24 protein-coding genes are annotated in these 24860 nt (G+C 39.0%); 8 read left to right on the top strand and 16 right to left on the bottom strand.

Annotated elements, in window-relative coordinates:
- Positions 1-270: 270 nt before the first annotated feature.
- From AACZ73_RS16120 to AACZ73_RS16110, 3 genes are all read right to left on the bottom strand, one after another.
- Positions 271-423, bottom strand: a complete 153-nt coding sequence (locus tag AACZ73_RS16120) for a hypothetical protein (RefSeq protein WP_339879408.1) — start codon at positions 421-423, stop codon at positions 271-273.
- 305 nt (positions 424-728) lie between these two features.
- The gene (locus AACZ73_RS16115) at positions 729-2078 is read right to left on the bottom strand and encodes a Gfo/Idh/MocA family oxidoreductase (protein ID WP_339879406.1); all 1350 of its coding nucleotides are present in this window, start codon (positions 2076-2078) and stop codon (positions 729-731) included.
- Positions 2079-2085: 7 nt separating this feature from the next.
- A complete protein-coding gene (locus tag AACZ73_RS16110) occupies positions 2086-3468 on the bottom strand; it encodes a DUF1080 domain-containing protein (RefSeq protein WP_339879404.1) in 1383 nt (460 codons plus the stop codon).
- A gap of 241 nt (positions 3469-3709) precedes the next feature.
- Here AACZ73_RS16110 and AACZ73_RS16105 point away from each other — a divergent pair, with 241 nt between their 5' ends.
- A complete protein-coding gene (locus AACZ73_RS16105) occupies positions 3710-4873 on the top strand; it encodes a class I SAM-dependent RNA methyltransferase (protein WP_339879415.1) in 1164 nt (387 codons plus the stop codon).
- Between the two features lie 62 nt (positions 4874-4935).
- Here the strand turns inward: AACZ73_RS16105 and AACZ73_RS16100 are convergent, their stop codons facing one another.
- The 9 genes from AACZ73_RS16100 to AACZ73_RS16060 all read right to left on the bottom strand — a co-directional run bounded on the left by AACZ73_RS16100 (position 4936) and on the right by AACZ73_RS16060 (position 14421).
- On the bottom strand, positions 4936-6447 hold the full coding sequence (locus AACZ73_RS16100) for a DUF4301 family protein (RefSeq protein ID WP_339879403.1): 1512 nt from the start codon (positions 6445-6447) through the stop codon (positions 4936-4938).
- Between the two features lie 84 nt (positions 6448-6531).
- Positions 6532-7425 carry a biotin-dependent carboxyltransferase family protein gene (locus tag AACZ73_RS16095; protein ID WP_339879401.1) on the bottom strand — a complete coding sequence of 298 codons (894 nt, stop codon included), beginning with the start codon at positions 7423-7425 and terminating at the stop codon, positions 6532-6534.
- The gene (pxpB, locus tag AACZ73_RS16090; RefSeq protein WP_339879400.1) at positions 7422-8117 is read right to left on the bottom strand and encodes a 5-oxoprolinase subunit PxpB; all 696 of its coding nucleotides are present in this window, start codon (positions 8115-8117) and stop codon (positions 7422-7424) included. The genes AACZ73_RS16095 and pxpB overlap by 4 nt, the downstream gene beginning before the upstream one ends.
- Entirely contained in the window at positions 8114-8833 is a 720-nt protein-coding gene (locus AACZ73_RS16085; RefSeq protein WP_339879399.1) for a LamB/YcsF family protein, read from the bottom strand. Before AACZ73_RS16085 ends, pxpB begins: the two co-directional genes overlap by 4 nt.
- Before the next feature lie 60 nt (positions 8834-8893).
- A complete protein-coding gene (locus tag AACZ73_RS16080; RefSeq protein WP_339879398.1) occupies positions 8894-9403 on the bottom strand; it encodes a YdeI/OmpD-associated family protein in 510 nt (169 codons plus the stop codon).
- Positions 9403-10881, bottom strand: coding sequence for a hypothetical protein (locus AACZ73_RS16075; protein ID WP_339879397.1), 1479 nt, complete (start codon positions 10879-10881; stop codon positions 9403-9405). The genes AACZ73_RS16080 and AACZ73_RS16075 overlap by 1 nt, the downstream gene beginning before the upstream one ends.
- A gap of 101 nt (positions 10882-10982) precedes the next feature.
- Positions 10983-12428 (bottom strand): ATP-binding protein, encoded by a 1446-nt coding sequence (locus tag AACZ73_RS16070; RefSeq protein ID WP_339879396.1) that lies wholly within the window; start codon positions 12426-12428, stop codon positions 10983-10985.
- 9 nt (positions 12429-12437) lie between these two features.
- Entirely contained in the window at positions 12438-12881 is a 444-nt protein-coding gene (locus AACZ73_RS16065; RefSeq protein ID WP_339879395.1) for a response regulator, read from the bottom strand.
- A 100-nt stretch (positions 12882-12981) separates the two neighbouring features.
- Entirely contained in the window at positions 12982-14421 is a 1440-nt protein-coding gene (locus AACZ73_RS16060; protein WP_339879393.1) for a CHASE3 domain-containing protein, read from the bottom strand.
- Positions 14422-14609: 188 nt separating this feature from the next.
- On the opposite strand from AACZ73_RS16060, the gene AACZ73_RS16055 reads away from it, so the two are divergent.
- The 5 genes from AACZ73_RS16055 to AACZ73_RS16035 all read left to right on the top strand — a co-directional run bounded on the left by AACZ73_RS16055 (position 14610) and on the right by AACZ73_RS16035 (position 17826).
- A complete protein-coding gene (locus AACZ73_RS16055; RefSeq protein WP_339879391.1) occupies positions 14610-14762 on the top strand; it encodes a lmo0937 family membrane protein in 153 nt (50 codons plus the stop codon).
- 68 nt (positions 14763-14830) lie between these two features.
- On the top strand, positions 14831-15082 hold the full coding sequence (locus AACZ73_RS16050) for a hypothetical protein (RefSeq protein WP_339879389.1): 252 nt from the start codon (positions 14831-14833) through the stop codon (positions 15080-15082).
- A gap of 103 nt (positions 15083-15185) precedes the next feature.
- Complete coding sequence (locus AACZ73_RS16045) at positions 15186-15602, top strand: response regulator (RefSeq protein WP_339879387.1); 417 nt, start codon at positions 15186-15188, stop codon at positions 15600-15602.
- 4 nt (positions 15603-15606) lie between these two features.
- Positions 15607-17019, top strand: coding sequence for a sigma-54 dependent transcriptional regulator (locus AACZ73_RS16040; RefSeq protein ID WP_339879385.1), 1413 nt, complete (start codon positions 15607-15609; stop codon positions 17017-17019).
- Between the two features lie 318 nt (positions 17020-17337).
- Positions 17338-17826 (top strand): DNA starvation/stationary phase protection protein, encoded by a 489-nt coding sequence (locus AACZ73_RS16035; RefSeq protein WP_339879383.1) that lies wholly within the window; start codon positions 17338-17340, stop codon positions 17824-17826.
- A gap of 203 nt (positions 17827-18029) precedes the next feature.
- Here the strand turns inward: AACZ73_RS16035 and AACZ73_RS16030 are convergent, their stop codons facing one another.
- The 3 genes from AACZ73_RS16030 to AACZ73_RS16020 all read right to left on the bottom strand — a co-directional run bounded on the left by AACZ73_RS16030 (position 18030) and on the right by AACZ73_RS16020 (position 22037).
- Positions 18030-19502 (bottom strand): polysaccharide biosynthesis C-terminal domain-containing protein, encoded by a 1473-nt coding sequence (locus AACZ73_RS16030; protein ID WP_339879382.1) that lies wholly within the window; start codon positions 19500-19502, stop codon positions 18030-18032.
- A gap of 169 nt (positions 19503-19671) precedes the next feature.
- Positions 19672-21804 carry a ferrous iron transport protein B gene (gene feoB / locus AACZ73_RS16025; protein WP_339879380.1) on the bottom strand — a complete coding sequence of 711 codons (2133 nt, stop codon included), beginning with the start codon at positions 21802-21804 and terminating at the stop codon, positions 19672-19674.
- 5 nt (positions 21805-21809) lie between these two features.
- Positions 21810-22037 (bottom strand): FeoA family protein, encoded by a 228-nt coding sequence (locus AACZ73_RS16020; protein WP_339879379.1) that lies wholly within the window; start codon positions 22035-22037, stop codon positions 21810-21812.
- Between the two features lie 273 nt (positions 22038-22310).
- Between AACZ73_RS16020 and AACZ73_RS16015 the strand changes: the two genes are divergently transcribed.
- Positions 22311-22967, top strand: a complete 657-nt coding sequence (locus AACZ73_RS16015) for a Crp/Fnr family transcriptional regulator (protein WP_339879377.1) — start codon at positions 22311-22313, stop codon at positions 22965-22967.
- Here the strand turns inward: AACZ73_RS16015 and AACZ73_RS16010 are convergent, their stop codons facing one another.
- Entirely contained in the window at positions 22968-23771 is an 804-nt protein-coding gene (locus AACZ73_RS16010; RefSeq protein ID WP_339879376.1) for a universal stress protein, read from the bottom strand.
- 211 nt (positions 23772-23982) lie between these two features.
- Between AACZ73_RS16010 and AACZ73_RS16005 the strand changes: the two genes are divergently transcribed.
- Entirely contained in the window at positions 23983-24789 is an 807-nt protein-coding gene (locus AACZ73_RS16005) for a sulfite exporter TauE/SafE family protein (protein ID WP_339879375.1), read from the top strand.
- The last annotated feature ends 71 nt before the right edge of the window (positions 24790-24860 follow it).

Below are 24860 nucleotides of genomic sequence, written 5' to 3'. Positions count from 1 at the left end.
TAGAGATCACCACAGGTAAATCCCAAAATAATTTCCGTTTCCATCTTGCTGGCAACACGTCTTTATTCCAAATGATGATCGTGGGCCAGCGCTGTTGAATGAATATAATCGTCTATCCCAGGGTAAAACCCTGGGCTACCCAGATTGCATACCTAAGGCATGCTATCATAATCCCAAATCCCTCTCCATTTTAAATTCCCAATTCCTTCATTTTAAATTTCAGATAAACAACCTCCAACTTCCAGCTTCCAACTTCCTAACCTCCAACTTTTAACTTTCCAATGGATCCGTTTCCATCTTGCTGGCAAAACGCCTTAGTTCCAAATGATAATTCCAGTCCAGCGCTTTTGAATGAATATAATCCTTTATCCCAAGGTTAAAACCCTGGGCTACCCATGGGTCGTCCCGATGGGACTTTTTCATAATCGCCTTTATGAGCTATGTAGGGGCGAATCAACATTCGCCCTTCTATATCCAATAAATGATATAAAGTCCCTAATTCTCATTAAAATCAAGCGCCCCGTGCTACATTGAGCAAAGTCAAAATGTTTAGAGCCTTACTTTGATTTATAATACTAATTAAATTTTTAGACGGTTAAAGACTGCCGGAAGTCATCGATCTTTCTTCTAGATCAGCGAGATATAGAAGGTGACTGTCAAAGTATCCTGAAAAAAAATACCTGATCAATATGTGATCAGGTATCATTATACTTATAGAAAAATTGATTCTATATTTTAGGAGGTTCCCATCCCTTTTCATAAGTTCTCGTCCAAAGTGCAGCAGCTTTTTTTGAATTTTTGATATGGCCATTCATCGGATCGCAGATCAGACTTACTCCTGTTCTATAACTAATGTTGGCAAGGTGGCAGAGTAGGGTACTTACCGCTCCTTCTTCAATATTTGAATTTTGTTTTTCCAGTCCACGTACTGCATTGAAAAAGTTAACGACGTGAGTTGTACTCATATCACCACCACCTCCAAGTGCAGTTCCGGCTTCGTTACTTGAAGACATACTGTTTTTGATCTCTTTCCCAGCCCTGTCAAATTGCTTGTACCCACCACGATCTACATATACCGAACCTTCTGTACCATAAATTATTGTTCCCCTGTCACTTCCGTAGGTTTTATAATTGTTTCTGCTCTTGCCATCCCATTGGATTACAGATCCATTTTCGAATTTGAAAGTAGCATCCATTGTATCATACATTACCCAACCGTCCTCTGGAAAGTGTCGCTTTTCAGCTGTCACCTGGACCTCCTGAGGATAGTCTACCTGCAGAGCCCAGCGGGCAACATCCAGTTCGTGCGTGGCATTATTTCCAGTTTCGGCAGTCCCATATTCCCATCCATACCAGTGCCAGTTATAATCCCAGGTGTCATGAGTATACGCTTTTCTTGGAGCAGGTCCTTGGAACATTTCCCAGTCCAACCCATCAGGAGCAGGTGCTGCCACAGGATTTGGAACTGCCCCACGATTATTGCTATAAAATGCTTTGGCCATAAAAGCTTTTCCAATAGCTCCATTGTGAATGGCTTCGATGATTTCACGGCTTTCAGGTGCTGAGCGCTGCTGATTCCCCATCTGTACTACTTTATCGTACTTTTTCTGTAGGGCAATAAGTAATTCCCCCTCCCGAGGATTATGGGAGCAGGGCTTTTCCACGTATACATTTTTACCTCTCTCCAAAGCCAACCAAGTACCCGGAGCATGCCAATGATCTGGAGTAGCGATGATCATACAATCCACTTCTTTGTCATCCATCACTTTCATGACATTCTGCTCCAATTTGGGAGTATAGTCTATATGCTTCTGAAAGTTCTTTGCTGCCTTAGGCATTTGAGATTCCATTGCATCGCAGAGGTAAAGGAGGTTTACGTTGCTTGATTTCAATCCGATAGGCTCATAATAAGCTCCAAGTCGTCTTCCTAATCCTGCAATAGCAATATTTAATCTTTCATTAGCTCCAATGATTCTTGCATAGGATTTTGCAGAAAAAGCAGCAGATCCCAAAGCTGAGAAGCCTACAGTTGCGGCAGCAGATTTTTTTATAAAGTCTCTTCTGTTATTCTTTTTCATTTTGGGTTTAGTTTAAAGGCTTAATTTTGATGTTTTTAAAGCTTACCTCATTGCCATGATCCTGGAGAAGAATATGGCCTTCTGGAGCTTCTCCGAAATTTTCCCATTTCGCATACTTACTGATTGCTACCAAGTCACGGAATTCCTGAGATCCTCTCTCATATTCGACCACTTTTACACCATTAAGGTAATGGGTGACTTTATTGTCCGGAGTCACAACAATTCTTCCCTGATTCCATTCTCCTATCGGGTGGATAAAACGTGGTTGCTTATCAGCTTTGATAAGATCATAAAGTGAAGCTAATGTTCGGTTTCCGTCTCTTCCCATTTTTGCATCCGGGTGTTTTTCATCGTCCAAAACCTGATACTCCAATCCTATAGCCGAACCTTCATTTCCTTCAGATAAAGTCACAAAATATTTCACCCCAGAATTTGCTCCTTCTGTGAGCCTGAAATCAAAGGCAAAATCAAAGGCAGAAAATTGCTCATTGGTCACGATATCACCGGCATTCGTGGATTCAGTTCCATCCGTCTGTGCAATAGTTAGAATCCCATCGTTCACTGACCAGCCGGATTCCGGGAATGTCTCTTTGTAAGCTCCTTTCCAGCCATCAGAATTCTGACCGTTGAAAAGTAACTTCCAACCATGTTCTTTCTCATACTCAGTTAAAGAATTTAGAGAATTGTTGACCACAAAAATGTCTTTGTCAAACGGCTCAGTCTGAAGATTCTCTGTTTGTATTTTTACATTCTTAAATGAGGTCTTTCTTCCCGCATCTTCAGGCTTTTGTATACTATGAACCTGTAAACCAATAAAGCCGGTCTTGTCCATATCATCCACCACGTAAGCAACTTCCTGTCCATTTATCCAGGTTTTGATTTCATTACCTATGGCTTCGATTCTATAATGATTGAATTCTCCCATTTTGAAGGCCGATTTCGCATCGGGATTTAGATCTAACGGGTATAGCCAACCTCTTCTAGCTTCATCATATACACCGCCAGACCATGCTCTTTCAGTTGGATCGGCTTCGATTTGGTATCCAAATACCAACCCTTTACCATCCCGGGCAGCAGGGTCATATTGCCCTCTAGCCATTACTCCGGAATTGCTCGTGAGATGCTCGATCTTAAGGTCAAGCTCCAAAATGAAGTCACCATAGGTTTCCTCAGTGATCAGAAAAGTGTTGGGAGAACCAGCTACAGAAGTTCCTTCGATTACTCCATCCACTACTTCGAAAGTGGCAGTTCCTGCGACTGGTTTCCATCCACTGAGGTCTTTTCCATTGAATAAATTTGTCCATCCATCTTCTGATTTCTGCTCGGTAGAACAGCTGAAAAGTACTGTCGAAGTTATTAAAACCGCGAAAATGTTACGGGTGTATTTCATTAGTTAAGGTGTTATTGTTCACTATAAAATTCAAGATTTACTGCCACTGCCGCAAACTCAATTATGTTAAGTTACGCAATCGTTTGCGAGTATATCCCTAAAATTGATGAATAGTAAGCTCTGAATGAAGAGCGGAAAAGAATCCCTCTTAATTAATAATTGCTTTATGTTGGTGGGTTAACATAACCAATCATCCATGGCTTTGGGAAGAACTTCTCATGGGCATTCATTACTTTTGCGCATGCTTGATTTTAATCTCAAAGGAAAAGTTTTTGTCACCTGTAAGGATCGCTCTGTTTCTTATCTGGAAAAGGAGGTTCGTGAACTTGGTTTTGTACCGGAATCAGTCACCCGGACAGGTATAGAGCTAAGAGCAACTATGGAAGAGTGTATGGATCTCAATCTTTATTTACGCTCCGCATCGCAAGTTCTCTACGAAATAAAATCTTTTTACCTGAGAAACGCCGATAATATCTATCGACGTTTTAAAGCTATTCCATGGGAGGATTACCTGGATGTGGATGGGTATTTCTCTGTAAATTCTGTAGCTGAGAACGAAAGTATCACTACTCCACTAATCGTGAATGTAAAGGTAAAAGATGCGATTGTGGATCGTTTTCGTGAGTTGAAGGGACGCAGACCTGATTCGGGATCAGATTTTAACGGTTTGGTTTTTCAGGTATATTGGAAAGACACCCAATGCTCAGTATATATTAATACTTCCGGAGATACTCTTGCCAAGCATGGTTATAGAAAAATTCCGGGAAAGGCACCGATGATGGAAGCGCTAGCAGCAGCGACGATCTACGCTACTGAATGGAATACCCGAGTTCCTTTTATAAATCCTATGTGCGGTTCGGGAACCTTGGCTATAGAAGCTGCGCTGATGGCAACTAAACGTTATCCGGGGCTTTACAGAGATCATTATTCTTTCCAGCATATATTAGGATATGATGAGCAGGCTTTTTTAGCAAAGAAAAAGAAGCTTGAAAGTAAAATCATGGAGCTTCCTGATCTCAAGATCATCGCATCAGATATTTCTCTTCAGGCGATCTCATTTGCTCAGGAGAATGCAATCACGGCAGGTGTGGATCATATGATAGAATTTCAGGTTTGTGATTTTGCGGAAACAGAAATTCCGGAAGGACCTCGCGGAGTGATTATGTTTAACCCGGAATATGGTGAAAGGCTAGGGGAGAATGATGACTTGGAGATTACTTACAAGAGAATGGGAGACTTTCTAAAGCAGAAATGCGCCGGATACAGAGGTTATATTTTCACGGGAAATCTGGAACTGGCTAAAAAAATTGGTCTAAAAGCAAATCGGAGAATTGAGTTTTGGAATGGTACGATTGACTGCCGATTGCTGAAATACGATTTGTACGAAGGCAAAAAAGAAGAGTAAATTTAAGAAAGCTGAAGTGAGAAGTCTGAAATATTCAAACTTTCACTTCAGCATTTATATATTTATTGGTGTTCGTCCCTTAATAAATCATTTACTGTTTTTACAGGATTGAAGGTAATTATAGGCACTTCCACAAAGATTGTATTCCAGCCTGACATCGCACCATTCCAAAGGCCTGGTAATTCCAGCGCTTTAAGATCTTTTCCGCTTTTGGATTTCTCAGTGATAAATCCTGTCATCATATCCCGATATTTCAACAGGTCAAAAGGTTCTCCTTTATAATTTCGTGTAGCACAAACCAAGTCAACCGGATTAAAGTGGGTTGAAGAATTGAGGAATTCTTTGGATGCAGGGTTATCTAAATCAATCTGCGCAGTTTCCAGGATTTGAAGTGATTGGGAACCGTCATCTTCTTTTACCCAGAATGGCCCTCCGCCGGGTTCGCCGGTATTTTTTACCATGCCGCATACACGAATTGGACGGTTGAGCTTGATCTGTAGAAATGCTGCCTTGGCTTCAACAGAAAGTGTAGAAAAATCCTCTGGAAGTTTTGCTCCTAAATCGACCGTCACTACTTTCTCAGCCTTTTCAACGGCGGCTTCATCTGGATCATTTTCCAAACCTCTCAATGCATCAAAAACTTTTTCCTGTACTTCCAGGAGCAAACCGCCGATTGCCATTTTGTAATTCTTCGTATCGGGTTTCAATCGATCAGGAACAACATTATCCACGTTTTTGATAAAGATCAGATCAGCAGATACATCATTCAGATTTTCTAGCAAAGCTCCATGACCTGCAGGTCGGAAAAGAATACTTCCATCCTCTTCAGTGAATGGTGAATTATCAGTATTTACTGCAATGGTGTCTGTGGACTTTTTCTGTTGAGAGTAAGTAATCTCAAAATTCACCCCAAATTCCTCCTCTATTTCTGGGAGTATTTTTTCGATTTCTGCTTTAAATTTGGGAGCATGCTCAGGGGATACACTAAAGTGTATTTTTACCAAAGATCCTGTCCCGACAGCGTATTGTACGCCTTCTATCAGGTGCTCATAGGCTGGGGTTCTTCTCCCATCCTCATACCTGTGAAACTTCAATAAGCCTTTTGGAAGATTACCATAGCCAAGGCCTTCATCCAATAATAAAGCTGCCAAAATGCTTTTGTAATCTTTTGAGTCCAGTGCCTGACTAATGCTACTTCCCTGATTTTCCAGTACCTCATTAAGGTCATCATAGAAGGCAAATTTTTCAATGTTGTTCATGAATTTCTGGACAAAGGCTGATTTGCTGATGTCCCCATCTCCCTCTAAAAAAGCAAAAAGATCCTTGAACATTCTCGATGCAGCGCCACTGGCAGGCACGAATTTCAAGACTTCCACCTGAGATGCTTTTTCAGGATAAGTGCTTAGGAAATGTTCCAGCTCATCATCACTTAAGACTTTGATTCCGTTTCCTGGGGTAGCAGGTGATGTGATTTTTAAAAAAGGAAAACCGTTTTCAAAATGCTCAATCTGTTGGGCGACGGTTTCAGGATTCATTTCCTGATCTATAATCTGTTGTTTTAAAGTACTATCCATAAGGTCTAATTGTCAAAGTATAGCTTAAGATAACAGGCTTTATGACTTTCCTCAAGTCTTAAACTACTTTTATTTATATCTCACTTACTTCGAGGGAGTTCCAAAACCAGAAAAATCCATCAATCTAAATGTGATTGTTTGCTTGGCTTTCTTCTGGGCTAATATGGAGAGACCTTTTTGATCTACCTGAAGAATCCTCGGATATCCTCCAGTGACTTGAGCGTCTTTCATCAAAACAATCAGTTTTCCTCCTGCAGTCAACTGAACCGTCCCTGGGAAAACAGGAGCCGTGGCCATTTCAGGAATTGAGTTTGGGAGCAATTCCTCTAATTGTATCGCCATTCTGTTTTTGACATTAGAGATAGTGAACTCCATCGATTCTATAAATTTCTGATTTTCATAAGATAACAAATCCCATTCTGGTCCGGGATACGCTGCGATAGTTTCATCCTGTGCCCAGTTGAAATCCCATTTTGCTTTGGATGCAGTAAAAATTGGTGGTTTATGGCTTGCGAAATACTGGATTTGATCATCCTTATTAGCAGAACCTGAGCTGGTCAATCCGGATAACCAACTTCTGGATTCCATTACTTTTTCAGATTGGAAACCATTTTTGATTCCTAGATATAAGACTGAACCTCGGTGAAATTTTCCTATTTCCAGTTGGTCATTCGTATTTATTACTAGTATTCCGTAAGGAGAAACCTCTTCTCCGTTAAGTCTGATGTCTGCTTGTGCACCAGCGAGACAAATTAGCGTTGGCTTATCAAAATGTAGTTTCAATCCCGGCTGGCAGATTTCAAGGACGGCATCAGTTTGTTCATTTTTCAAGAGATGGTTAACCCATGAAAATGATCGGGTATCTACAGCTCCTGAGAATGGCACACCATATTCTGCAAATCCAAATCTGCCCAAATCCTGCACTGATGTTCCTGGTCCGGTTTTCAGTATTTTCAAATATCCTATTTCCTGGCTCATTTAGATGCTGGCATTTGAGGATGTCTTGTCAATCGGTCGAATTCCTTATTGGTGATAGGAAAGAATTCTATTCGTTCTCCTACTGAAGCAAATACAGGATGATTTTGATAGGGATTAAAAAGTGAAATAGGGGTTTGTCCTATCAAGTGCCAACCTCCTGGACTTGGGCTAGGATAGACGCCAGTTTGCGATCCACCTATGGCCACCGAACCCTTTGGTACTGAGCGGTCAGGAATACTTTTTCTAGGAGTATATAAGCTTTCAGAAAGTCCATTTAAATACATAAAACCAGGCAAAAACCCATAGAAATGAAGTCTGTAAAGAGGTCCAGTGTGAACTTCTACTACCTGTTCCTGGCTAAGGTTTTTGTTTTTGGCTAAGACCTCGAGGTCGCGTCCAGTTTCTATGGAATAGCAAACTGGAATTACCCAGATTTTTTCAGGAAGCTGATTGGAAGTTTGTTCCGGAGTAAAAGAGTTGAGCCAATCATGAAGGATAAATGATTCAAAAGCTTTTCGAAATACTATTGAAAGAGTTTTGAAGCCTAACCGAAGTTCGTGAATCTCACTTATGAAAGCTTCCTGAATCTTAGTTTTGAAACTTAATTGATACTGAAGTAATTCATCTGAAACGATAGAATTCCATTCAAACTCATAAATCACTGGGGTGATTTGCCTTACTTTTGGCTTCATGACCAAAACTTTTTTCTGATCGATGGTAAAAAGTCTGCAATTCCTGGATTGTCTCCGTGAAAGCAGATCGTGTCAGCTTTTATTTGAAGTTTCTTGCCCGTATCTGAGAGAAAATATCCATTCTCCACTAAGGTTTTCAAGTGTTGTGAAATATCTATTTCCGAAATCATATGAGATCCAAAAACTGACCTGGGTACCAACTGATAATTTTCCAAATACCGCCGATCTCCAAATACTTCAACTCTATGTTTTAAACCTTTCTGGATTATATATTTTTCCATTTGGGAATGTGGGGGCGCTAGAATTGGCGTGTTATGAAAATATGTGGCCACAAAGTCGGTCAGACTATCAGCTAATTCAGGATTTGCGGCAGCATCATTATAAAGTGCTCCATGAAATTTGATATGATCCATGGGCAGACCAGCTTTTTCAGCCATTTGCTCAAACTTGAGAATTTGAATTAAAATTGATTTTTTCAAATCCTTATCAGCGATTTTCATCGATTTTCTACCAAAGTTTTTCTGGTCAGGATAGGAGGGGTGGGCACCAACTTTCTTTTTTTGCTCTAATGCTAATTGAATGCTTTGACTGATCGTACTTTCGTCGCCAATATGCCCTCCACAGGCGATACTGGCCGTGTCGATCAAAGGAAAAATTAGTTCTTCATTTGGCATGCCTTCACCTAAATCGCAATTTATTTCTGGCAGTTTGTTCATTATTAGGGGAATTGAGTAAATTCTAAAATACAAAATGTCTTTTAGGTCAGCGACTATTCCTTATAAGTTATTGTAATATTTAATAAGTTCATTGAGTTGTTTGTAGTCAAGTTTGCCTTTCACCAGTTTGAGATGATGAATGATGGCAAGAGCTTTTTTCATTCTACTTTCAGGATTTTTTACTTTGGTCACAGTGTAGACCATCATGCGCTGCTTACCTCGAGTGAGAGTTTTGAAATATCGAGCACCTTCTTCATCCTGATCCATTAAGACTTGGAGTTCTTCGGGCATTTCGTGGCCATATTCGCTATGATCACGATCAATTTTTACGGCAAATGAATTCTTTTCATCTAGCTTAAAACGATTTCTGAGTTCCTGATTCACCAAGACATACCAGTAATCCTTCGCTTTCATAAGAGCCATATGAAATGGTCCTTCATCTTTAATCCAAACCAATACCCGGCGATGTGTGTCATCCATCATTTTGCTGGAAATATCCTCAGGTATAGGTATATGGTATTGCCAGTGATTAAATTCAAATGCAGCGATTTTTGCCTGAAACTCGATCATTAAAATTCTTTTGTTGGAGTAATTTTTAATGCTATTTCACCATTTATCAGCGAGACAGGAAATTCTAATTTCCCGTTATTGGTGGTGACATTTCCAAGATATTTAGTTTCACCAGTCAGTGTATCAATGCTCTCAACATTGAAACTAGTATGGTCTTCAGCATGAATGATTACTTGTGAATTGGATTCTCCCGCATCGATGAAATATGCCAGCCAACTTTCATCTTCAGTGCTGAGCATGTATCCGATCATGCCTGGCGCTGCCAATAAATATGACTGGGCCGGCTTAGCACTTTTTAGATCAATAGAATGAAGCGCCTCAGAAAGGATCATAAGTTCTTTCCTCAGAGCTTTGCTTCCCCCTCCCGGAGCCTCATTAGCTCCAGTTCCGTTTTCTTTCCCAGCAAAAAAGGAATAATCCAGGTTGTTAAATAGCCCGCCTCCAGAAAGCATAAACGCCCAAGCTTGCCTGCGATATACCATATCCTCTGAGCCTGCAAATCCTGATTCGTCAAATCCGATAACTCTATTCCAATGGTAATTCCAAGTAGCAGACTCTGGCCAGTTATAATGAAAATTAAGAATAGAGATATGTGGTGATACGGAAGTCAGGGGAGCTTTGAAATTGGAATAATTTTGTGCGATCAGGTGCTTTTTAGGAAGATTAGTCTCTGTACTGGAAATGGTTTCTGCAATAATTTCCTGCCATGCTAAAGATTTTTCATCCGCTACGTCCACTTTTACTTGCCAGTTTGGGCCATCGAGTGCATAGGTATTTGCGATGTTTAAAGCTGTTTGAGGTCTGTCAGACCAAGGTTCATTTTGGATTTCGAAAAAGAAATTGTTGTAGCCATTAAGTTCTTTCACCAAGTTTGAAACATACGTTTTTTGGAGACTCAGTAATTCACCATTCTCTGCGGTATGAACTAGTTCCCTATCCAAGCTAGCGGAATCCCCCAGACGATTTTTGGGATTTTGTGGGTTCATCTCCCAATGATCGTCGTTATAAATGGAGGAAAAAAGAGTGACCTCTACGATGATATCCAGTTTCTGCGCTAGTTCCATGAATTTGTTTAAGCGTTCATAATAGGCTGGATTTGTTGAGTTCCAATCATATTTGATCAAGCCGTTTTCAGCACTTGTCAGCCAAGGAACAGTAATCTTATCCGCTTCTGGAGCGAGTGTGTTGTGCTGTATAGAAAAACTTTTTGAGGGAATTTCAAAATAACTTCCCATAAATATCCGGGTATAGTTCATCCCTTCATCCTTCAGTGTGTGAAGGTATTCTTCATAATTAAAACTCTCATTCAATACAGCACCATAATGCTCTGCGGAGGTGATGAGTGCTAGAGGCTTGCCATTGAATTCAAAATAATGGGGATTTTCTGCTAATAATTTAATGGGTTCATCCTGTGCCATGCAAAGATTCAATGTTGAAAATGCGAAGATTACAATTCCAGTAAAAAGTACAAATTTCATTTGGTTGGGGTTATAGTGGGCATCCGATAGTAAGTAATTAAGGTAAAAAAAATCCCCTCAAATTTTATGTTTGAGGGGATCGAAATTTGTTTTTAGTAATATCAACCTGGTATATTAAAGGTAATCAGGAATGAAGTTCCTTTACCAATTTCGCTTTTCACACGAATTGCCCCGCCATGACTAAGGATAATATTTTGTGTATTAGTAAGTCCAAGTCCTGATCCTGTGGCCTTGCTGGTAAAGAATGGTTCAAATAAGCGCTCTAGATTTTCCTTTGGTATTCCTTCGCCGTTGTCCTTTATCTCAATTCTACATTGATTTCCTTTTGCACTGGTTCTTAGCATAAGTTTTCCAGTCCTTTCAGCCATAGCTTCTATCGCATTAACTATAAGGTTGACAAGTGCAATTTTTACTTTCTCCCCATCTACTTCAATATCACAAATATCAGCTTGATATTGCTTCTGGATGGTTATGCCCTTAAAGTCTATTCGGTCTTTGACATGTTCCAGAGCTTCGTCGAGTAGAGAATTTATAGAATGGATTTTTGCATCCAATTCTGAAAATCTGGTGCTGTCCAAAAGCTGTGTAACGAGGTGATTGATCCGGTCACAGTTTCTTCTGATTACATCGATCAAGTCGCCGCTTTCTTCCAAAACTGCCTCGGGTAACTCCATGTGTAATTGATCAGCCGAAAGTAAAATTGTAGTCAAAGGATTTTTTACTTCATGAGCCAAAAGCCTGGCAATCCTACCGGTAGATGAGAATTTTTTAAGGTTCAATTCTTCTTCTTCCTTGGCCTTGATAGCACTTAGATCTTTTATCAAAACCTGATAGATACTCACATCCTGCTTCACTATGCTGATAAGGCTGTTAATACTGTGACCATTCTCCACTGTCATTAACGATTCCATATCATAAATCTCTTGATTCTTAAAGAATATATCTTCAAGTTCCTGACGGGAGGATTCGTCCGGAAGGAGATTCTTAAAGAAAAAACTTTTGTGGGAATCAGGGTCGAAGGCATTTGTACCAAATTTCCTGAGGAAAGCAGGATTGGCTTCAATTATTTCACCTTCATCATCCATTAACAGAAAAGGATCACTTGCCAATTCAAAGATTGATCTGAATTTGACAGCAGCACTATCCAGTGATTCCATCAAATGGGCGTCCCGGATTGCGTACCGAAGTGTTCTATCTAGGATTTGTGCATCAAAGTCACCCTTGACAAGATAGTCTGAAGCTCCTATGGTAAGGGCTTCTCTATCAATATCTCCTGTACTCATACCGGTAAGCATGATTACAGGGGCATGTTTTCTGATGTTTTTAATTTCGTGAATAAGCTCAAGACCGGTGTCTTTTCCCAATCTATAATCTACCAGAAATACATCGTAGTTTTTGTCTAGCTTAGGAATAGCTTCTTCCAGACTGGTGGCACTTTCTAATTCATAGGTAGTATCAGTGATTCTCTTTAAAAGTGTAGATACCAGAAAGAAATCGTCCGGGTCATCATCTACGTAAAGTATTCGTATTCTTTCTGAACTATTCATGTTTTATAATTATCCTGGTAACAGTACTGTTTTAGACCAGTAATTTTCTATTTCCTCAGTGACTCTAACTAATTCCTCAAAGGATCCTGGCTTAGTGATGTAACTACTGGATCCCATTTTATAAGTAATCTTGATATCATCCACACTATTAGAAGTAGTGAAAATTATTATTGGAATGGATTTAAGCTCGTCAATACTTTTTATTTCTGCCAGAGCTTCCCTGCCATCTTTTCGTGGCATGTTGAGATCAAGAAGAATGATGTCCGGAGTGGGGTATTTGTCCAGATCATTGTAAGGGGAACTCCGTTTTAAATATTTCAAAAGTGCTTCTCCGTCTTCCACACAGGTTACTTTTTCCTTTGGCAGGGTCCTTTCAAAGGCTTTTAGGATTAATAACTTATCATCTTCATCGTCTTCTGCGACTAGGATTTGGATGGGTTTCTCGAAGGACATGAGCATAAAGTCTTTGACTGACAATGGTTGATAATTGATGAAAAGATAAGAATGATTTTGATAATAATAATTTTCCCTTGCTATTTTGGATAATAAGCACTTATGTGCTTATGGATGGTAGGATTATATTAAATGTTGCTCCTTTTCCAGGGCTGCTTTCAGCAAAGATAAGGCCTCCATTCTTTTCTATTATTTTTCTGGTGATAGAAAGACCTATTCCGGTTCCTTCATATTCCTCTTTGCCATGCAACCGTTGAAAGATGGAAAAAATTCTATCCGCATGTTCTTTTTCAAATCCGATTCCATTATCACTTACTTTGATCAAGTAATATTTTTGTGTCGTGTCCAGACTAGGGTATTTTGTTATGAGCTCATTACTTGCTTTTTCAGAAGTAATACTGATTTCCGGCGTGATTTTCTGATTTGAGAACTTTAATGCGTTTGAAACTAGATTTTGAAATACCTGCCGATATTCTGTTTCAGTCCCTTGTACCTTAGGTAATTTACCTAAAGTAATTTTTGCGGATTTATCATGAATAGCCATTTCATAATCATCCAACATATCGGAAACTACCTTGGATAATTTGACCGTTTTGACCTTTTCAATATCAATTCTTCCTGCTCTACTATACTCCAATAGATCAGTAATCAATCGCCTCATTCTTATTGCTGAAGCGGTAATTCTGTTCAGATACAAATCCCCTTCACCTTCCAACTTATCAGCATATTGTTCCTTTAGTAGATCAGAGAACGCCGTTATTTTACGTAATGGTTCTTGTAAATCATGGGAAGCTACATAGGCAAATTGCTCCAATTCTTTATTAGAGTCATCTAGAAGTTTGATTTGGTCTCTTAATTTTTCCTGATACACCGCGATCTCGGCATTGGCTGTGACCTGGGCCTTATTGTATTGGTAGATGGAGAAGAAAGTGATTAATCCTACGGTAATTGAGAATATAGAAATAAGGCCAACGATAAACGGAAGCGCATTAATATTATTAATCAAACTTTGATTTCTTCCCCTAAAAAGATTGTCTTCCACCTTATTGATCCGAAGAACAACCGCTCTAATCATCTTATAGCCGCTGAGTGCACTATTTGTTTTGGATGGATCGAGGAAGCCATCTAAGTCACCATGCTCCTTAATATAATCAATCGTAGCATTGAAGGTCCTTACTCTCGAGTTAATTAGACCTCTGAGTTCCTCTACATTGTTTTGCTGGATTCCGTTATCAACGGTCAACCGCTTAAGCTGTATCAACAGTGCATCTGCGTTCAAATTGGATTGGTGGTACTGAGTAAGAAATTCTTCATTTCCTGTAATGATATATCCTCTGATGTTAGTTTCTCTCTCCAGAATGCTTGAATAAAGCTGATCTGTACATTGAAGCACTTCGGATGTATGTCTTACAGCATCAGTATAAAATTCTATTCTTCCTGCGGTCCAATAGGAGACCCCACTTCCAATGACAATAAGTATAACGGTCACTATCGAATAGATCTTGACCTGACGGATAGAGGGATTTTGTTCGCTTTTCATTTTTATTTTCCCAGAATTGGGGAATTTTATACTCAAAAATCTAAAATTATATGAAATCGTTTTTTTGAAAATTCTAATTATGGCACTATTTGGGGCTGTTAACCCTGATTTGATACTAATATTCTATTTAGGGCATACCTGTTGAACTAACAGATTTAAATAAATCAAACAACCTAAACACCAAAACTATGAGTTCGTTATTGTATTTCATCGCAGTAATTCTTCTAATCGGATGGCTTGTAGGCGTTTTTGCCTATAGTGCTGGAGGATTGATTCACGTATTACTTGTTTTAGCTATCATTGCTGTACTATTCAGATTGATTTCGGGTAGGTCAGTTTAACATTTAAACAATTACTCTACTCATTTTATTATTAAGAATTTAAAATTTAACCACTAAGTACTAAAATCATGACTAAATCAACAATAAATAAAACTATATGGCTGAGCGGATTACTTACCGGAGCCATGGTAGGTGCCTATCTTTATAAGAATAAAGATGATTTTGGCCCCCAGAAAGAAAAACTTAATAGCCTGCTAGGTGATTTTCAATCCCTGATGGGCGACGTTAAGAGTAGACTTTTGGAAGCTAAATCCGAAGGTCTTGAAGCTACAAAGACAGCTCTTCAAGCTGCCAAAGATAAAGTAGATAAAGCGAAATGAAATAGGTTTAGAATAGTTTTGAAAAGGTGTGGCCTTTAGCTGCACCTTTTCTTTGAATCTAATCCTATGTTTTTCATACAAAAACATCCAACCGAAAAAATGAATGTGCCCTAGATTAAATAGAGTAGATGACTACGTGATGAAGAGTAAACTAATTCTAGTAATAGATGATGAACCGGAAATAAGATCCCTTTTATCCAGATTTTTGGGTCGGAAAGGTTATTCTGTAATGTCAGCAGGCACACTCGAAGAGGGTAGAAAGCTATTTAATAATTCCAGCCCAGAGTTGGTTTTTTTGGATGTAAACCTTCCAGACGGAAACGGGTTATCAGAACTTAAGCATATCAACTCAGGTGACAAAAAATTTAAAGTTATAATGATGAGTGCTTTTGATCACAGTGAAGTAAAATTGGAAGCAATTCAATACGGAGCTTTGGATTTTTTAAGCAAGCCATTCAATATTGCTCGACTGGATCAAGTGGTCCAAACCCAACTAATAAACTCAAACAATACTAAATAATATCATGGCGAAGATTCTCGTAATTGATGATAATATCGACATCTGTCAGCTTTTGGATAGATTCCTTACTAAAAAGGGCTATGATGTCGAAACTACAATTTCAGGAAAGAATGGGCTGGATATGGTCAAAAAAACATTTTTTGATCTTATCTTCTGCGATTTCAAGTTGCGCGACATGGAAGGTAGAGATGTGCTGATGAAAGTAAGAGAAATTTCACCTGGTACTCAAGTGGCTATCATTACTGGTTATGCCGACGTAAAGATAGCTGTAGAGGTAATCAAAAACGGTGCATTTGATTATGTAACCAAACCGTTGATTCCTGATGAAATAATTAATCTGATTGAGCGGGCACTTTCAGCTTCTAAAGCGAGCAAATCAAATACTCAAACATTTACCAAAGCTACCCAGCTAAAAAATCAATCTGACAGTAAAACTCAGAAATCCAATTCAAGATTTCTAAAAGGAACTGGACCAGAATCAAAAAAATTATACAAAGAAGTTGCCTTAGTTGCTCCGACAAGTCTAAGTGTAGTAATCTACGGAGAAAGTGGTGCAGGTAAAGAAAATATAGCACGAACAATTCACGATCAAAGTGAGCGTGCAGGAAAACCATTTATAGCGGTAGATTGTGGCGCACTTACCAAAGAACTTGCTGGTAGTGAGCTTTGGGGACACGAGAAAGGATCATTTACGGGAGCTCTGGCTGAGAAGCCAGGTCAGTTTGAGCTGGCCGATGGAGGTACGATCTTTTTGGATGAGATAGCTAACTTATCTTATGAAACCCAAGTCGGACTATTGAGATTGGTTCAAGAGCGTAAGTTGAGAAGGATAGGAGGAGCGAAGGATAAATCCATAGATGTTAGGATCCTGGTGGCTTCCAATGAAGATCTGAGAAAAGCTGTTTCTGATGGCAAATTCAGAGAGGATCTTTATTTTAGATTCAATGAATTTAGCATAACGGTACCACCTTTACGAAATAGAAAAGGGGACATTGAAGCATTTGCATATCATTTCCTTGAGCTCTCCAATGAAGAATTAAATAAAAAAGTATTTGGATTTGATGAGCAGGTAATGGATGTTTTGAAAGAATATCCTTGGCCTGGAAACTTGCGGGAAATGCTTAATGTAATCCGTAGGGCCACTCTTCTGACAGACGGAGGCAAGATGTCAGTCTCTGCACTTCCACCAGAGATAGTTTATTCCAATAAATTTAGTTTCTCTGAATCTGATTCTGAGAGATCAGAGAGTCGATCGAATAAAATGCCTTTAAATTTAAAGGATGCGGCTGCAGAAGCAGAAGCAGAAGTTTTGAAAAAAGTGCTCGAAGAAGTGAAATACAATCGTACTCAGGCTGCTAAGCAACTTGGTATTGACCGTAAAACTCTTTTCAATAAGATGAAACAGTACGATTTATAAGAAAAGTTGACAACACCTAGCCTGGAATTTATTCCAGGCTTTTTTGTGGAAATTTCATATAATCATAGGTTAGCCGTCAAACTTTTTCGCATATTCCTTAATTTAATTTCAACGGTTTGGGGAATTTTTTACTCCGTACTGATTTGGGGTAAATTATCATAAAACCTTCAATACCAATTTAAATTTCATCCTCTAACTATAATTCAAAATACTATTGTCTTGCAAGTGGTAAGAGTCTTGTTTCCTTTTGAATGCAGCATGATGGCACGGCCCTTGGATAATAATGCATATAAATTTTAATCTAAAAAATATATTGATATGACAACCACTAAAGCAACACTCGCAAATCATTTGAAATTGGACAATAAGGCGATGAAAAATGTTTCAGATAAGCTTAATGATTTGCTTTCCGATTACCACATCTATTATCAAAATGTAAGAGGATTTCACTGGAATGTTAAAGGAGAAAATTTCTTTGACCTGCACGTTAAATTTGAAGAACTTTATACACAGCTCTATGAAAATATTGATGAACTGGCAGAGAGAATTGTAACCATTGGTTTTAAACCTTTGCATGCATATTCTGATTATTTAAAAAACACGATTCACAAAGAAATTACTGATGTTTCCAACGGAGACGAATGTGTAAAGCATGTAATAGATGGACTAGGTATTCTAGCCCAGTCGCATAGAAAAGCTGCTAAAGCCGCTGAAGAAGCAGATGATATTGCAACTGCCGATTTGCTTACAAAATTTGTGGGTGACATTGAGAAAAGAATGTGGATGTTTACCATGTTCTCTAAATAAGCATCCCCAATTTTAAACAAGTTTATAAGCCACAGCGAAAGCTGTGGCTTTTTTATTTTATTATAAAATAAAATTTGGATAAGGCTAGGATATTTTATGCTCTCCATTTAAATGTTTTGGCAGGAATTTACTTATCTACCATTACTTTCTACTTTTTTTCAGTGACTGAAACGGGATGAATTCTTTTCCTGAATTGGATTACACTATTTATTAAATTTTAGTCTGCTTTTTACCCATTCCATTTCTTCCTTTCCTGCACCCAGAAGTTTAGATGCAAGAAGGTAAAGTCCAAAAATCAATAAGCTGTTAACTATTATATTAATAATGGGATGAATGTCAAGTGATAGGTAGTTTACTGGTAAAAAGGCTATTGTCGCTACGGAAATTATCTTGATAGTCTCTCTAGAAAATGGCTCAAAGCCTAATTTGATTTTCAAAAATAGGTACTTAACTAGATTGAAAAGAAACATAACTGCCACCGATGCCATGGCCGCTCCTTCTATTCCATAAATGGGGATCATCAAATAGTTCAAGGCTATAATCAAAATACTCATGCCTATGGTAGCTACCAGATTGAAATGGTAGTGCTTAGAGAATACTAATATTTCGCTATTCACCGAAAATGCTACATCCATGAGTTTGCCAAGCCCAATCAGCACAACTACATACTTCCCTGTTTCATAAATTTCACGGTTTGGGATAAAGTGATAAAGTGAATTGAGATTTGACCAGAGTAATATGAAAAGAAGCAAACAGATGTAAAGTTGCCTGTTAGAGACCTGCTTATATAGTGTATTGATTTCCTCGTGATTTCCTTTGGAGAAGTGATCAGCGATGACTGGCATTACCACCTGAGATATGGCTCGGCGCGGCAACTCTATTACCAAAGCCATGCTAAATGCAATGGTATAAATAGCATTTGCTTCTAAACTTATCATAGAACTCACCATGATGCTGTCTATTTTCATAATCAAAGTAGAAGCTGCCGTAGCCAAGAAGGTGACCAGACTGAATTGGATAAATGACGTACGAAATCCTTTTGGGAAGGTATTCCAGCGAAAATCAAGCTTGAGTACGCCGAGCCATAGCAAATATACCAGTACACCTATAAACGCAAATCCATACACTGCTACCAGTCCAAACATTACTTGTTCGAAATTTATCCATTTGAGCAGATATGCTCCAACCAAAATTCCCGTGAGAAGTCGAAGAAACACTTCCCGCATCAATGTAGGAACTGCTACCTTGACGTATGAGCGACTGTAAGCATCCAAAATACTACTCAGCAAGGCGAATAATGTGATCAATAGCACCACTCCAAAAAAGTCTATGACTTCCGGTGAGTTTACCGCAAAGAGATCAATGATTTGTGTTTTAAATCCTAGGAAGACAGTGCTCACTAGAACAAACCCAGCCATGGAAAATGCCAGTCCATAGCTAAGGAATGCCGATTGATTGGATTTGAGCTGAGGAAAATAGCGGGTAATTCCGTGTCCCACACCCAATTGGGCAAAAGGAACAAATAGTAACCCCAAATCCTGAATAGTTCGAAATGCACCTAGCTGCGAGGCATCTAAGGCATATGGGTATAGCCAAAGTACATTGACATATCCTATTACTACGCCCAGATAAGAAAAAATGGTGGTCTGAATACTTTGTTTGGCTACTTTGCCCATGAGCCTAAAAGTATCAAAAAACTGCTAATAAGAGACTGTTGTAGACAATAATCAGGGTTTGGCGCATTTATCACATCCAGCCTCCGTCTTTGATTTGAAGAAGTATTTTCTTACCAAAAAAGCCGTAGCTAACAAAATGATAACACCAACTAGAATTTCCTGCCACATATTACGATAGAATTTGATAGACCAGTAGCGCAGAGAAGTACGCTAAAGCGGTCATGTAAACTGTCTGTATCAACGGCCATTTCCAGCCTTTAGTTTCCCTATACACTACGGCAAGTGTACTCATGCACTGCATAGCAAAGGCGTAAAATACCATTAGGGAAAAGGCAGTGGCTGTATTATATACTTTTTCTCCAGTATCCGGATTGATCTGTTGATTGAGCTTTTGTCTGATAGTCAGCTCATCTTCAGTGTCTCCGCCTATACTATAAATGGTAGCAATCGTTGACACAAATACTTCTCTTGCAGCAAATGATGTAATTAACGCTATTCCTATTTTCCAGTCGTAGCCTAATGGTCTGATCGCGGGCTCGATCGCTCGACCCATGATACCGATGAAGGAATTTTCCAATAAATGTGAAGCTGTTACATTTTCGATTTCTGCTATTTGTTCGTCCGAGGTTGCAGCGTCAAGTTGTGTTTGAGCTTCTGCTCTAATAGCATCCATACGTTCAGGGGGACCGTATGAAGCCAGAACCCATAGAATTACTGAAATTGCTAGAATAACCTTACCCGCTTCAAAGACAAAGGTCTTTGACTTATTATACATTGTAAGTAGGACATCCAGCCATCGAGGCGCGCGATAAGTAGGAAGCTCCACCATCAGGAAGCTTTTCTCATCCGTTTTCAGAATATTCTTTAGAAGTAATGCAGTTAAGAAAACTCCAACGACGCCTAAAAGGTAAAGTCCAAGTAATGAAACTGCCTGAAGGTTAAAGATGCCAAAAACAAATTCATCAGGTACTACTAAACCTATCAATATGATGTAAACAGGCAGACGGGCGGAGCAACTCATCAATGGGGTTACCATGATGGTAATAATCTTTTCTTTCCAATTACCTATGTTTCTTGCGGCCATCACACCTGGTATCGCGCAGGCTACCCCGGATACAAGGGGAACAATACTTTTACCGTGTAATCCAAATGGTCGCATCCAGCGATCCATCAGGAACACAACTCTGGACATATAACCGGTGTCTTCCAATATAGCTAGGAAACCAAATAACATGGCGATCTGAGGGATAAAGATCACCACTCCTCCTATACCTGGGATAATACCTTCTGTAATTAAGCTTGTGAGAGGACCTTCCGGAAGCATGGATGAAACCCAACCGGAAAACTCTGCAAAGAAGCCGTCTATCATATCCATCGGGAAAGACGCCCAAGCGAAGATGGCTTGAAAAATAAGTAGAAGAATAGCTCCGAATATCGCATATCCAAATATTGGATGAAGCAAGATTTTATCTATCCCGGCCTCTTGTTTTGCATCCGGAGTTTTGATCACGGCCTTTTCTACGATTTCTGTAATCAGCCTATAACGAATCTTGGTTTCTTCCAATTGGGCTTTGTCAAGATCTATAGCAGCTATATCTAATTTTTCCTTGATCCAATTTCTGTCTTCTGACGAAAATGCTTTATCCTTTTCCCCAAACCGAAGTAGCTGATATGCCTGATAAGAATTTGAAAGCTGGAATTTATCTTTTACATCATCCAGCAGAGTCGCTGGAACTACTTCTTCGATGTTGATAAAAGATGATTTTTTACTGAAATTTTGCTGATGAATCAGCTCCCGGATTTGTTCCAGCCCTTTTTCTCCCCTTGCATCCGTGCTTAATATCGGGACACCGAGAGCTTTAAATATCTCGAAGCTTTTGATGGCGATATTTTTCCTAGTAGCTATATCCGCCATGTTGAGCACCAAAGCAAGATTTAATCCTAGGTCTATCAGTTGCGTAGCTAAAAATAATCCTCTTGAAAGCTGACAGGAGTCGATGACCATCAAGACAAACTCTGGCCTTTCCTCTTCACTCAATTCGTTCAATACACGATGTGCAATGATTTCATCCTCAGAATTTGGGTAAAGACTATAGGTGCCGGGAAGGTCGATAATCTGATAATCACTTCCATGGTAATGCATCCAGCCCGTCTTCTTATCCACAGTGACCCCAGGGTAATTGCCGATTTTTTGACTCAGACCTGTAAGTTGGTTGAAGATGGTCGACTTGCCAACATTCGGATTTCCGATGATAGCAACTTTTGGTGATTTTACTAAGGAAGGAATAGGGGACTCGGGCATGTAAGTTAAAGCAATTGTACTTCGATGAGAGAAGCTTCGGTTTTTCTTAAAGCAAGAATGGTTTCTTCAAGTTTGAACGCCATAGGGCCTCCCAATGGAGCAGAATGGTGGAGTGTAATGGTTTTTCCTGGTAAAAAGCCAAGTTCCATCAAATTGATTTTTAAGGGAGAATCCAAAATTTCTCGGATAATCGCTGCTCGGGTGACAGGTATTGTATCAGCTGTTATTAACATAGAATAGCATTGGTCTTTTGACCGAATGCAAAAATAGAATTATTTGGAATGAATCTAAAGAAAAATAGAGAAGTTTTTACCTTTCAAGTGAAATCCGCCATATGAAATTCATCTTCTGTACACTTGCTCTGTTTAAATGTAGAATCGTTAATCCAATTAGTTTGACTATTTAACACCTCCCAAATATTTTGAGAGGTATTTTTATGTATTTGTGACATTGATTACAATCGCAAAATTTATTACATCTTAGCTTTGAAGCCAATCCAAAACGATATGAGTATAGAGGAACTTAAGGAAGCATTGCCATTTTTCACTGACACTGAGCTCCTGCAGCAGATTTTGTCAAAGAGTCAGATCATGGATTTAAAAGCCGGAAAAGTATTGATGGAGCCCGGCCAGTTTATTAAGATGGTTCCAATTGTTTTAGAGGGTTCCATTAAAATATCCAGAATAGGTGATGATGGCAGGGAGTTGTTCCTGTATTTCCTGGATGCGGGAGAGACTTGTGCTTTGTCTTTGACTTGCTGCTCCTCCTCAAAGCCCAGTGAGATTAAAGCTGTAGTGGAAGAGGACGCAATCATAATTGGCATACCTATCACATCCATTGATCAATTATCTGATGAATTCAAACAATGGAAAGATTTTATATCGAATACGTACCAAAGACGGTTTCAAGAAATGCTTGTAGCTCTGGATGCTGTGGCTTTCAAGCGAATGGATGAACGGCTTATGAGATACATCGTCACTAAAATGAAGCAACATAAAACCAATGAACTTCATATTACCCATCTAGAAATAGCAAATGAACTTACCACTTCCAGAGAAGTTGTGTCCCGGCTTTTGAAACAGTTGGAGAAAAAGAAGTGGATAGAGCTTGGCAGAAATGTGATCTATATTCGAGATGATTTTGAAGAATTGATCAGCAGATAATCATACCATTACTAATAAAGGGACTTTTGAATGAAAGACCATTTCTATAGTTTGACTTCTGCTAAGGACCTGTTCCCATAGATTTTTGTGTTCATGACACATGACCAAGATTACTTTTTCATTTTCTTCCAAAAACTGATCTAAGCCCTCTACGGGAGTTTTCGCATAAAAAGTATGGATTTTAACAGGTAACCCAGGATGTTGGATTGCTAAAAAATTTTCTAAATTTTTGATTCCTGGTTCTTCCTCGAAATTAGATGAAGTCTGCACATGTACAAATTCCAGCCCGCGATCCCATCTTTTACTCATGTCGATTACCCAATCTATAAATTTTTCCTCGTGGGTGGCGAATTCCAATGCCAGAGCAACTTTCCGGATTTCTCTAGCATTTGATTCGGTAGGGACGACTAGAACTGGAATAGAAGATTCTTTGATCAGATTGATAGTCGTACTGCCTATCAGCGCTACCTTAATTCCACTGCTTCCTTGCGTTCCCATCACAATTAACGTGGCGTTTAATTCTTTAGCAATTCTGGTTACAGAAATAGAAGCAGTCCCCTCTTTGATGATTGTACTAAATTTTAGATTACTGGGCTGATACCTTTCCAGAATATTTTGCATCTCGGATTCTGCATCATCGCGCATGCTTTCCATTGCCACTGCTGCCTGGGATGCGAAGTCAAATACTGCCTCAATTACGTGAACCAATATTATCTCGCCATCTCTTTTTCCGGCAAGAGCTATCGCAAAATCTAGCGCGTTTAGTGAGTTGTCCGAAAAATCTATTGGAAGAATAATTTTCATTAGTTTGGGTTTATATAGTTTAATTTAGGCAATTGGCTGGAAAAAATCAGGTATTTATAGATGTTCTGATATTTAATTTGGAACTAGAGCCTTTAGGATTTTTATGCTTTTAATCTTAAGAGGTTCTTCTGAAAACAACCAATGTAACTTTTGTCACTTCCTAGCTTACAGGTCACACGTACTTTTGTGAGATCAAAAGCGAAATAGTAATATGGAGATTATAGTTTTAGTAGGGTATGCGGCGGCGGTGTTAATTGGAATAAGTTTGGGCTTGATCGGTGGAGGGGGTTCAATTTTGACTGTTCCTGTCCTAGTTTACATACTTGGTATTGACCCTGTTTTGGCTACAGCATATTCACTTTTTGTAGTTGGTAGCACTTCTTTGGTTGGCTCGATTACTTATATGAGAAAGCAGCTGGTGGATTACAGGACAGCACTGGTATTCGCCATTCCTTCATTCATAGCAGTATTCTTAACCAGGAAATTCATTGTTCCGTCACTTCCCGATCCTTTACTTGAGTGGGGCGACTTTGCGTTGACCAAGAGCATCGCAATAATGGTTTTTTTCGCATTTATTATGCTTGCCGCTTCCTATTCTATGATCAAAGAGAATGGTAAAAATGGTTCTGAAGAGAAAAGTGAAGTGAAATTTAATATTCCTTTAATTGCCGTAGAAGGAATTGTGGTAGGATTGATTACAGGAATAGTGGGAGCTGGAGGAGGATTTCTAATCATTCCTGCATTGGTGCTTCTGGCAAAACTACCTATGAAAATGGCTGTTGGCACATCATTATTAATCATTGCAGCAAAATCATTAATAGGTTTTTTAGGAGATATCAGTAATCAACCCATAGATTGGAATATGCTTTTGTTATTTACAGGATTATCGGTTGTTGGTATTTTTATAGGAAGCGCCTTATCCAAAATGATTAATGAAAGGGCTCTGAAGAAAGGATTTGGATGGTTTGTGCTAATAATGGGAGTCTACATTATCACAAAGGAATTAATGCTGATCTGATTTATATTCAGCACAATTTGAAATACAAACTACATCTTAGATACTATTTCTATTGTTTTTTTAAAAATTTA

The organism is uncultured Algoriphagus sp., from assembly GCF_963974835.1.
In the GTDB taxonomy this organism is placed as follows: domain Bacteria; phylum Bacteroidota; class Bacteroidia; order Cytophagales; family Cyclobacteriaceae; genus Algoriphagus.
This window is presented reverse-complemented; position numbering and strand designations above follow the sequence as displayed.

Coding starts and splice junctions, on each gene's coding strand:
- AACZ73_RS16045 (WP_339879387.1), top strand. CDS start 15,186: ATGTGCCCTAGATTAAATAGAGTAGATGACTACGTGATGAAGAGTAAA.
- AACZ73_RS16060 (WP_339879393.1), bottom strand. CDS start 14,421: ATGAAAAGCGAACAAAATCCCTCTATCCGTCAGGTCAAGATCTATTCG.
- AACZ73_RS16095 (WP_339879401.1), bottom strand. CDS start 7,425: ATGAGCCAGGAAATAGGATATTTGAAAATACTGAAAACCGGACCAGGA.
- AACZ73_RS16065 (WP_339879395.1), bottom strand. CDS start 12,881: ATGTCCTTCGAGAAACCCATCCAAATCCTAGTCGCAGAAGACGATGAA.
- AACZ73_RS16015 (WP_339879377.1), top strand. CDS start 22,311: ATGAGTATAGAGGAACTTAAGGAAGCATTGCCATTTTTCACTGACACT.
- AACZ73_RS16085 (WP_339879399.1), bottom strand. CDS start 8,833: ATGAACAAACTGCCAGAAATAAATTGCGATTTAGGTGAAGGCATGCCA.
- AACZ73_RS16055 (WP_339879391.1), top strand. CDS start 14,610: ATGAGTTCGTTATTGTATTTCATCGCAGTAATTCTTCTAATCGGATGG.
- AACZ73_RS16115 (WP_339879406.1), bottom strand. CDS start 2,078: ATGAAAAAGAATAACAGAAGAGACTTTATAAAAAAATCTGCTGCCGCA.
- AACZ73_RS16120 (WP_339879408.1), bottom strand. CDS start 423: ATGAAAAAGTCCCATCGGGACGACCCATGGGTAGCCCAGGGTTTTAAC.
- AACZ73_RS16040 (WP_339879385.1), top strand. CDS start 15,607: ATGGCGAAGATTCTCGTAATTGATGATAATATCGACATCTGTCAGCTT.
- AACZ73_RS16080 (WP_339879398.1), bottom strand. CDS start 9,403: ATGATCGAGTTTCAGGCAAAAATCGCTGCATTTGAATTTAATCACTGG.
- AACZ73_RS16005 (WP_339879375.1), top strand. CDS start 23,983: ATGGAGATTATAGTTTTAGTAGGGTATGCGGCGGCGGTGTTAATTGGA.
- AACZ73_RS16050 (WP_339879389.1), top strand. CDS start 14,831: ATGACTAAATCAACAATAAATAAAACTATATGGCTGAGCGGATTACTT.
- AACZ73_RS16030 (WP_339879382.1), bottom strand. CDS start 19,502: ATGGGCAAAGTAGCCAAACAAAGTATTCAGACCACCATTTTTTCTTAT.
- AACZ73_RS16070 (WP_339879396.1), bottom strand. CDS start 12,428: ATGAATAGTTCAGAAAGAATACGAATACTTTACGTAGATGATGACCCG.
- AACZ73_RS16105 (WP_339879415.1), top strand. CDS start 3,710: ATGCTTGATTTTAATCTCAAAGGAAAAGTTTTTGTCACCTGTAAGGAT.
- AACZ73_RS16075 (WP_339879397.1), bottom strand. CDS start 10,881: ATGAAATTTGTACTTTTTACTGGAATTGTAATCTTCGCATTTTCAACA.
- AACZ73_RS16010 (WP_339879376.1), bottom strand. CDS start 23,771: ATGAAAATTATTCTTCCAATAGATTTTTCGGACAACTCACTAAACGCG.
- feoB (WP_339879380.1), bottom strand. CDS start 21,804: ATGCCCGAGTCCCCTATTCCTTCCTTAGTAAAATCACCAAAAGTTGCT.
- AACZ73_RS16035 (WP_339879383.1), top strand. CDS start 17,338: ATGACAACCACTAAAGCAACACTCGCAAATCATTTGAAATTGGACAAT.
- AACZ73_RS16020 (WP_339879379.1), bottom strand. CDS start 22,037: ATGTTAATAACAGCTGATACAATACCTGTCACCCGAGCAGCGATTATC.
- pxpB (WP_339879400.1), bottom strand. CDS start 8,117: ATGAAGCCAAAAGTAAGGCAAATCACCCCAGTGATTTATGAGTTTGAA.
- AACZ73_RS16100 (WP_339879403.1), bottom strand. CDS start 6,447: ATGGATAGTACTTTAAAACAACAGATTATAGATCAGGAAATGAATCCT.
- AACZ73_RS16110 (WP_339879404.1), bottom strand. CDS start 3,468: ATGAAATACACCCGTAACATTTTCGCGGTTTTAATAACTTCGACAGTA.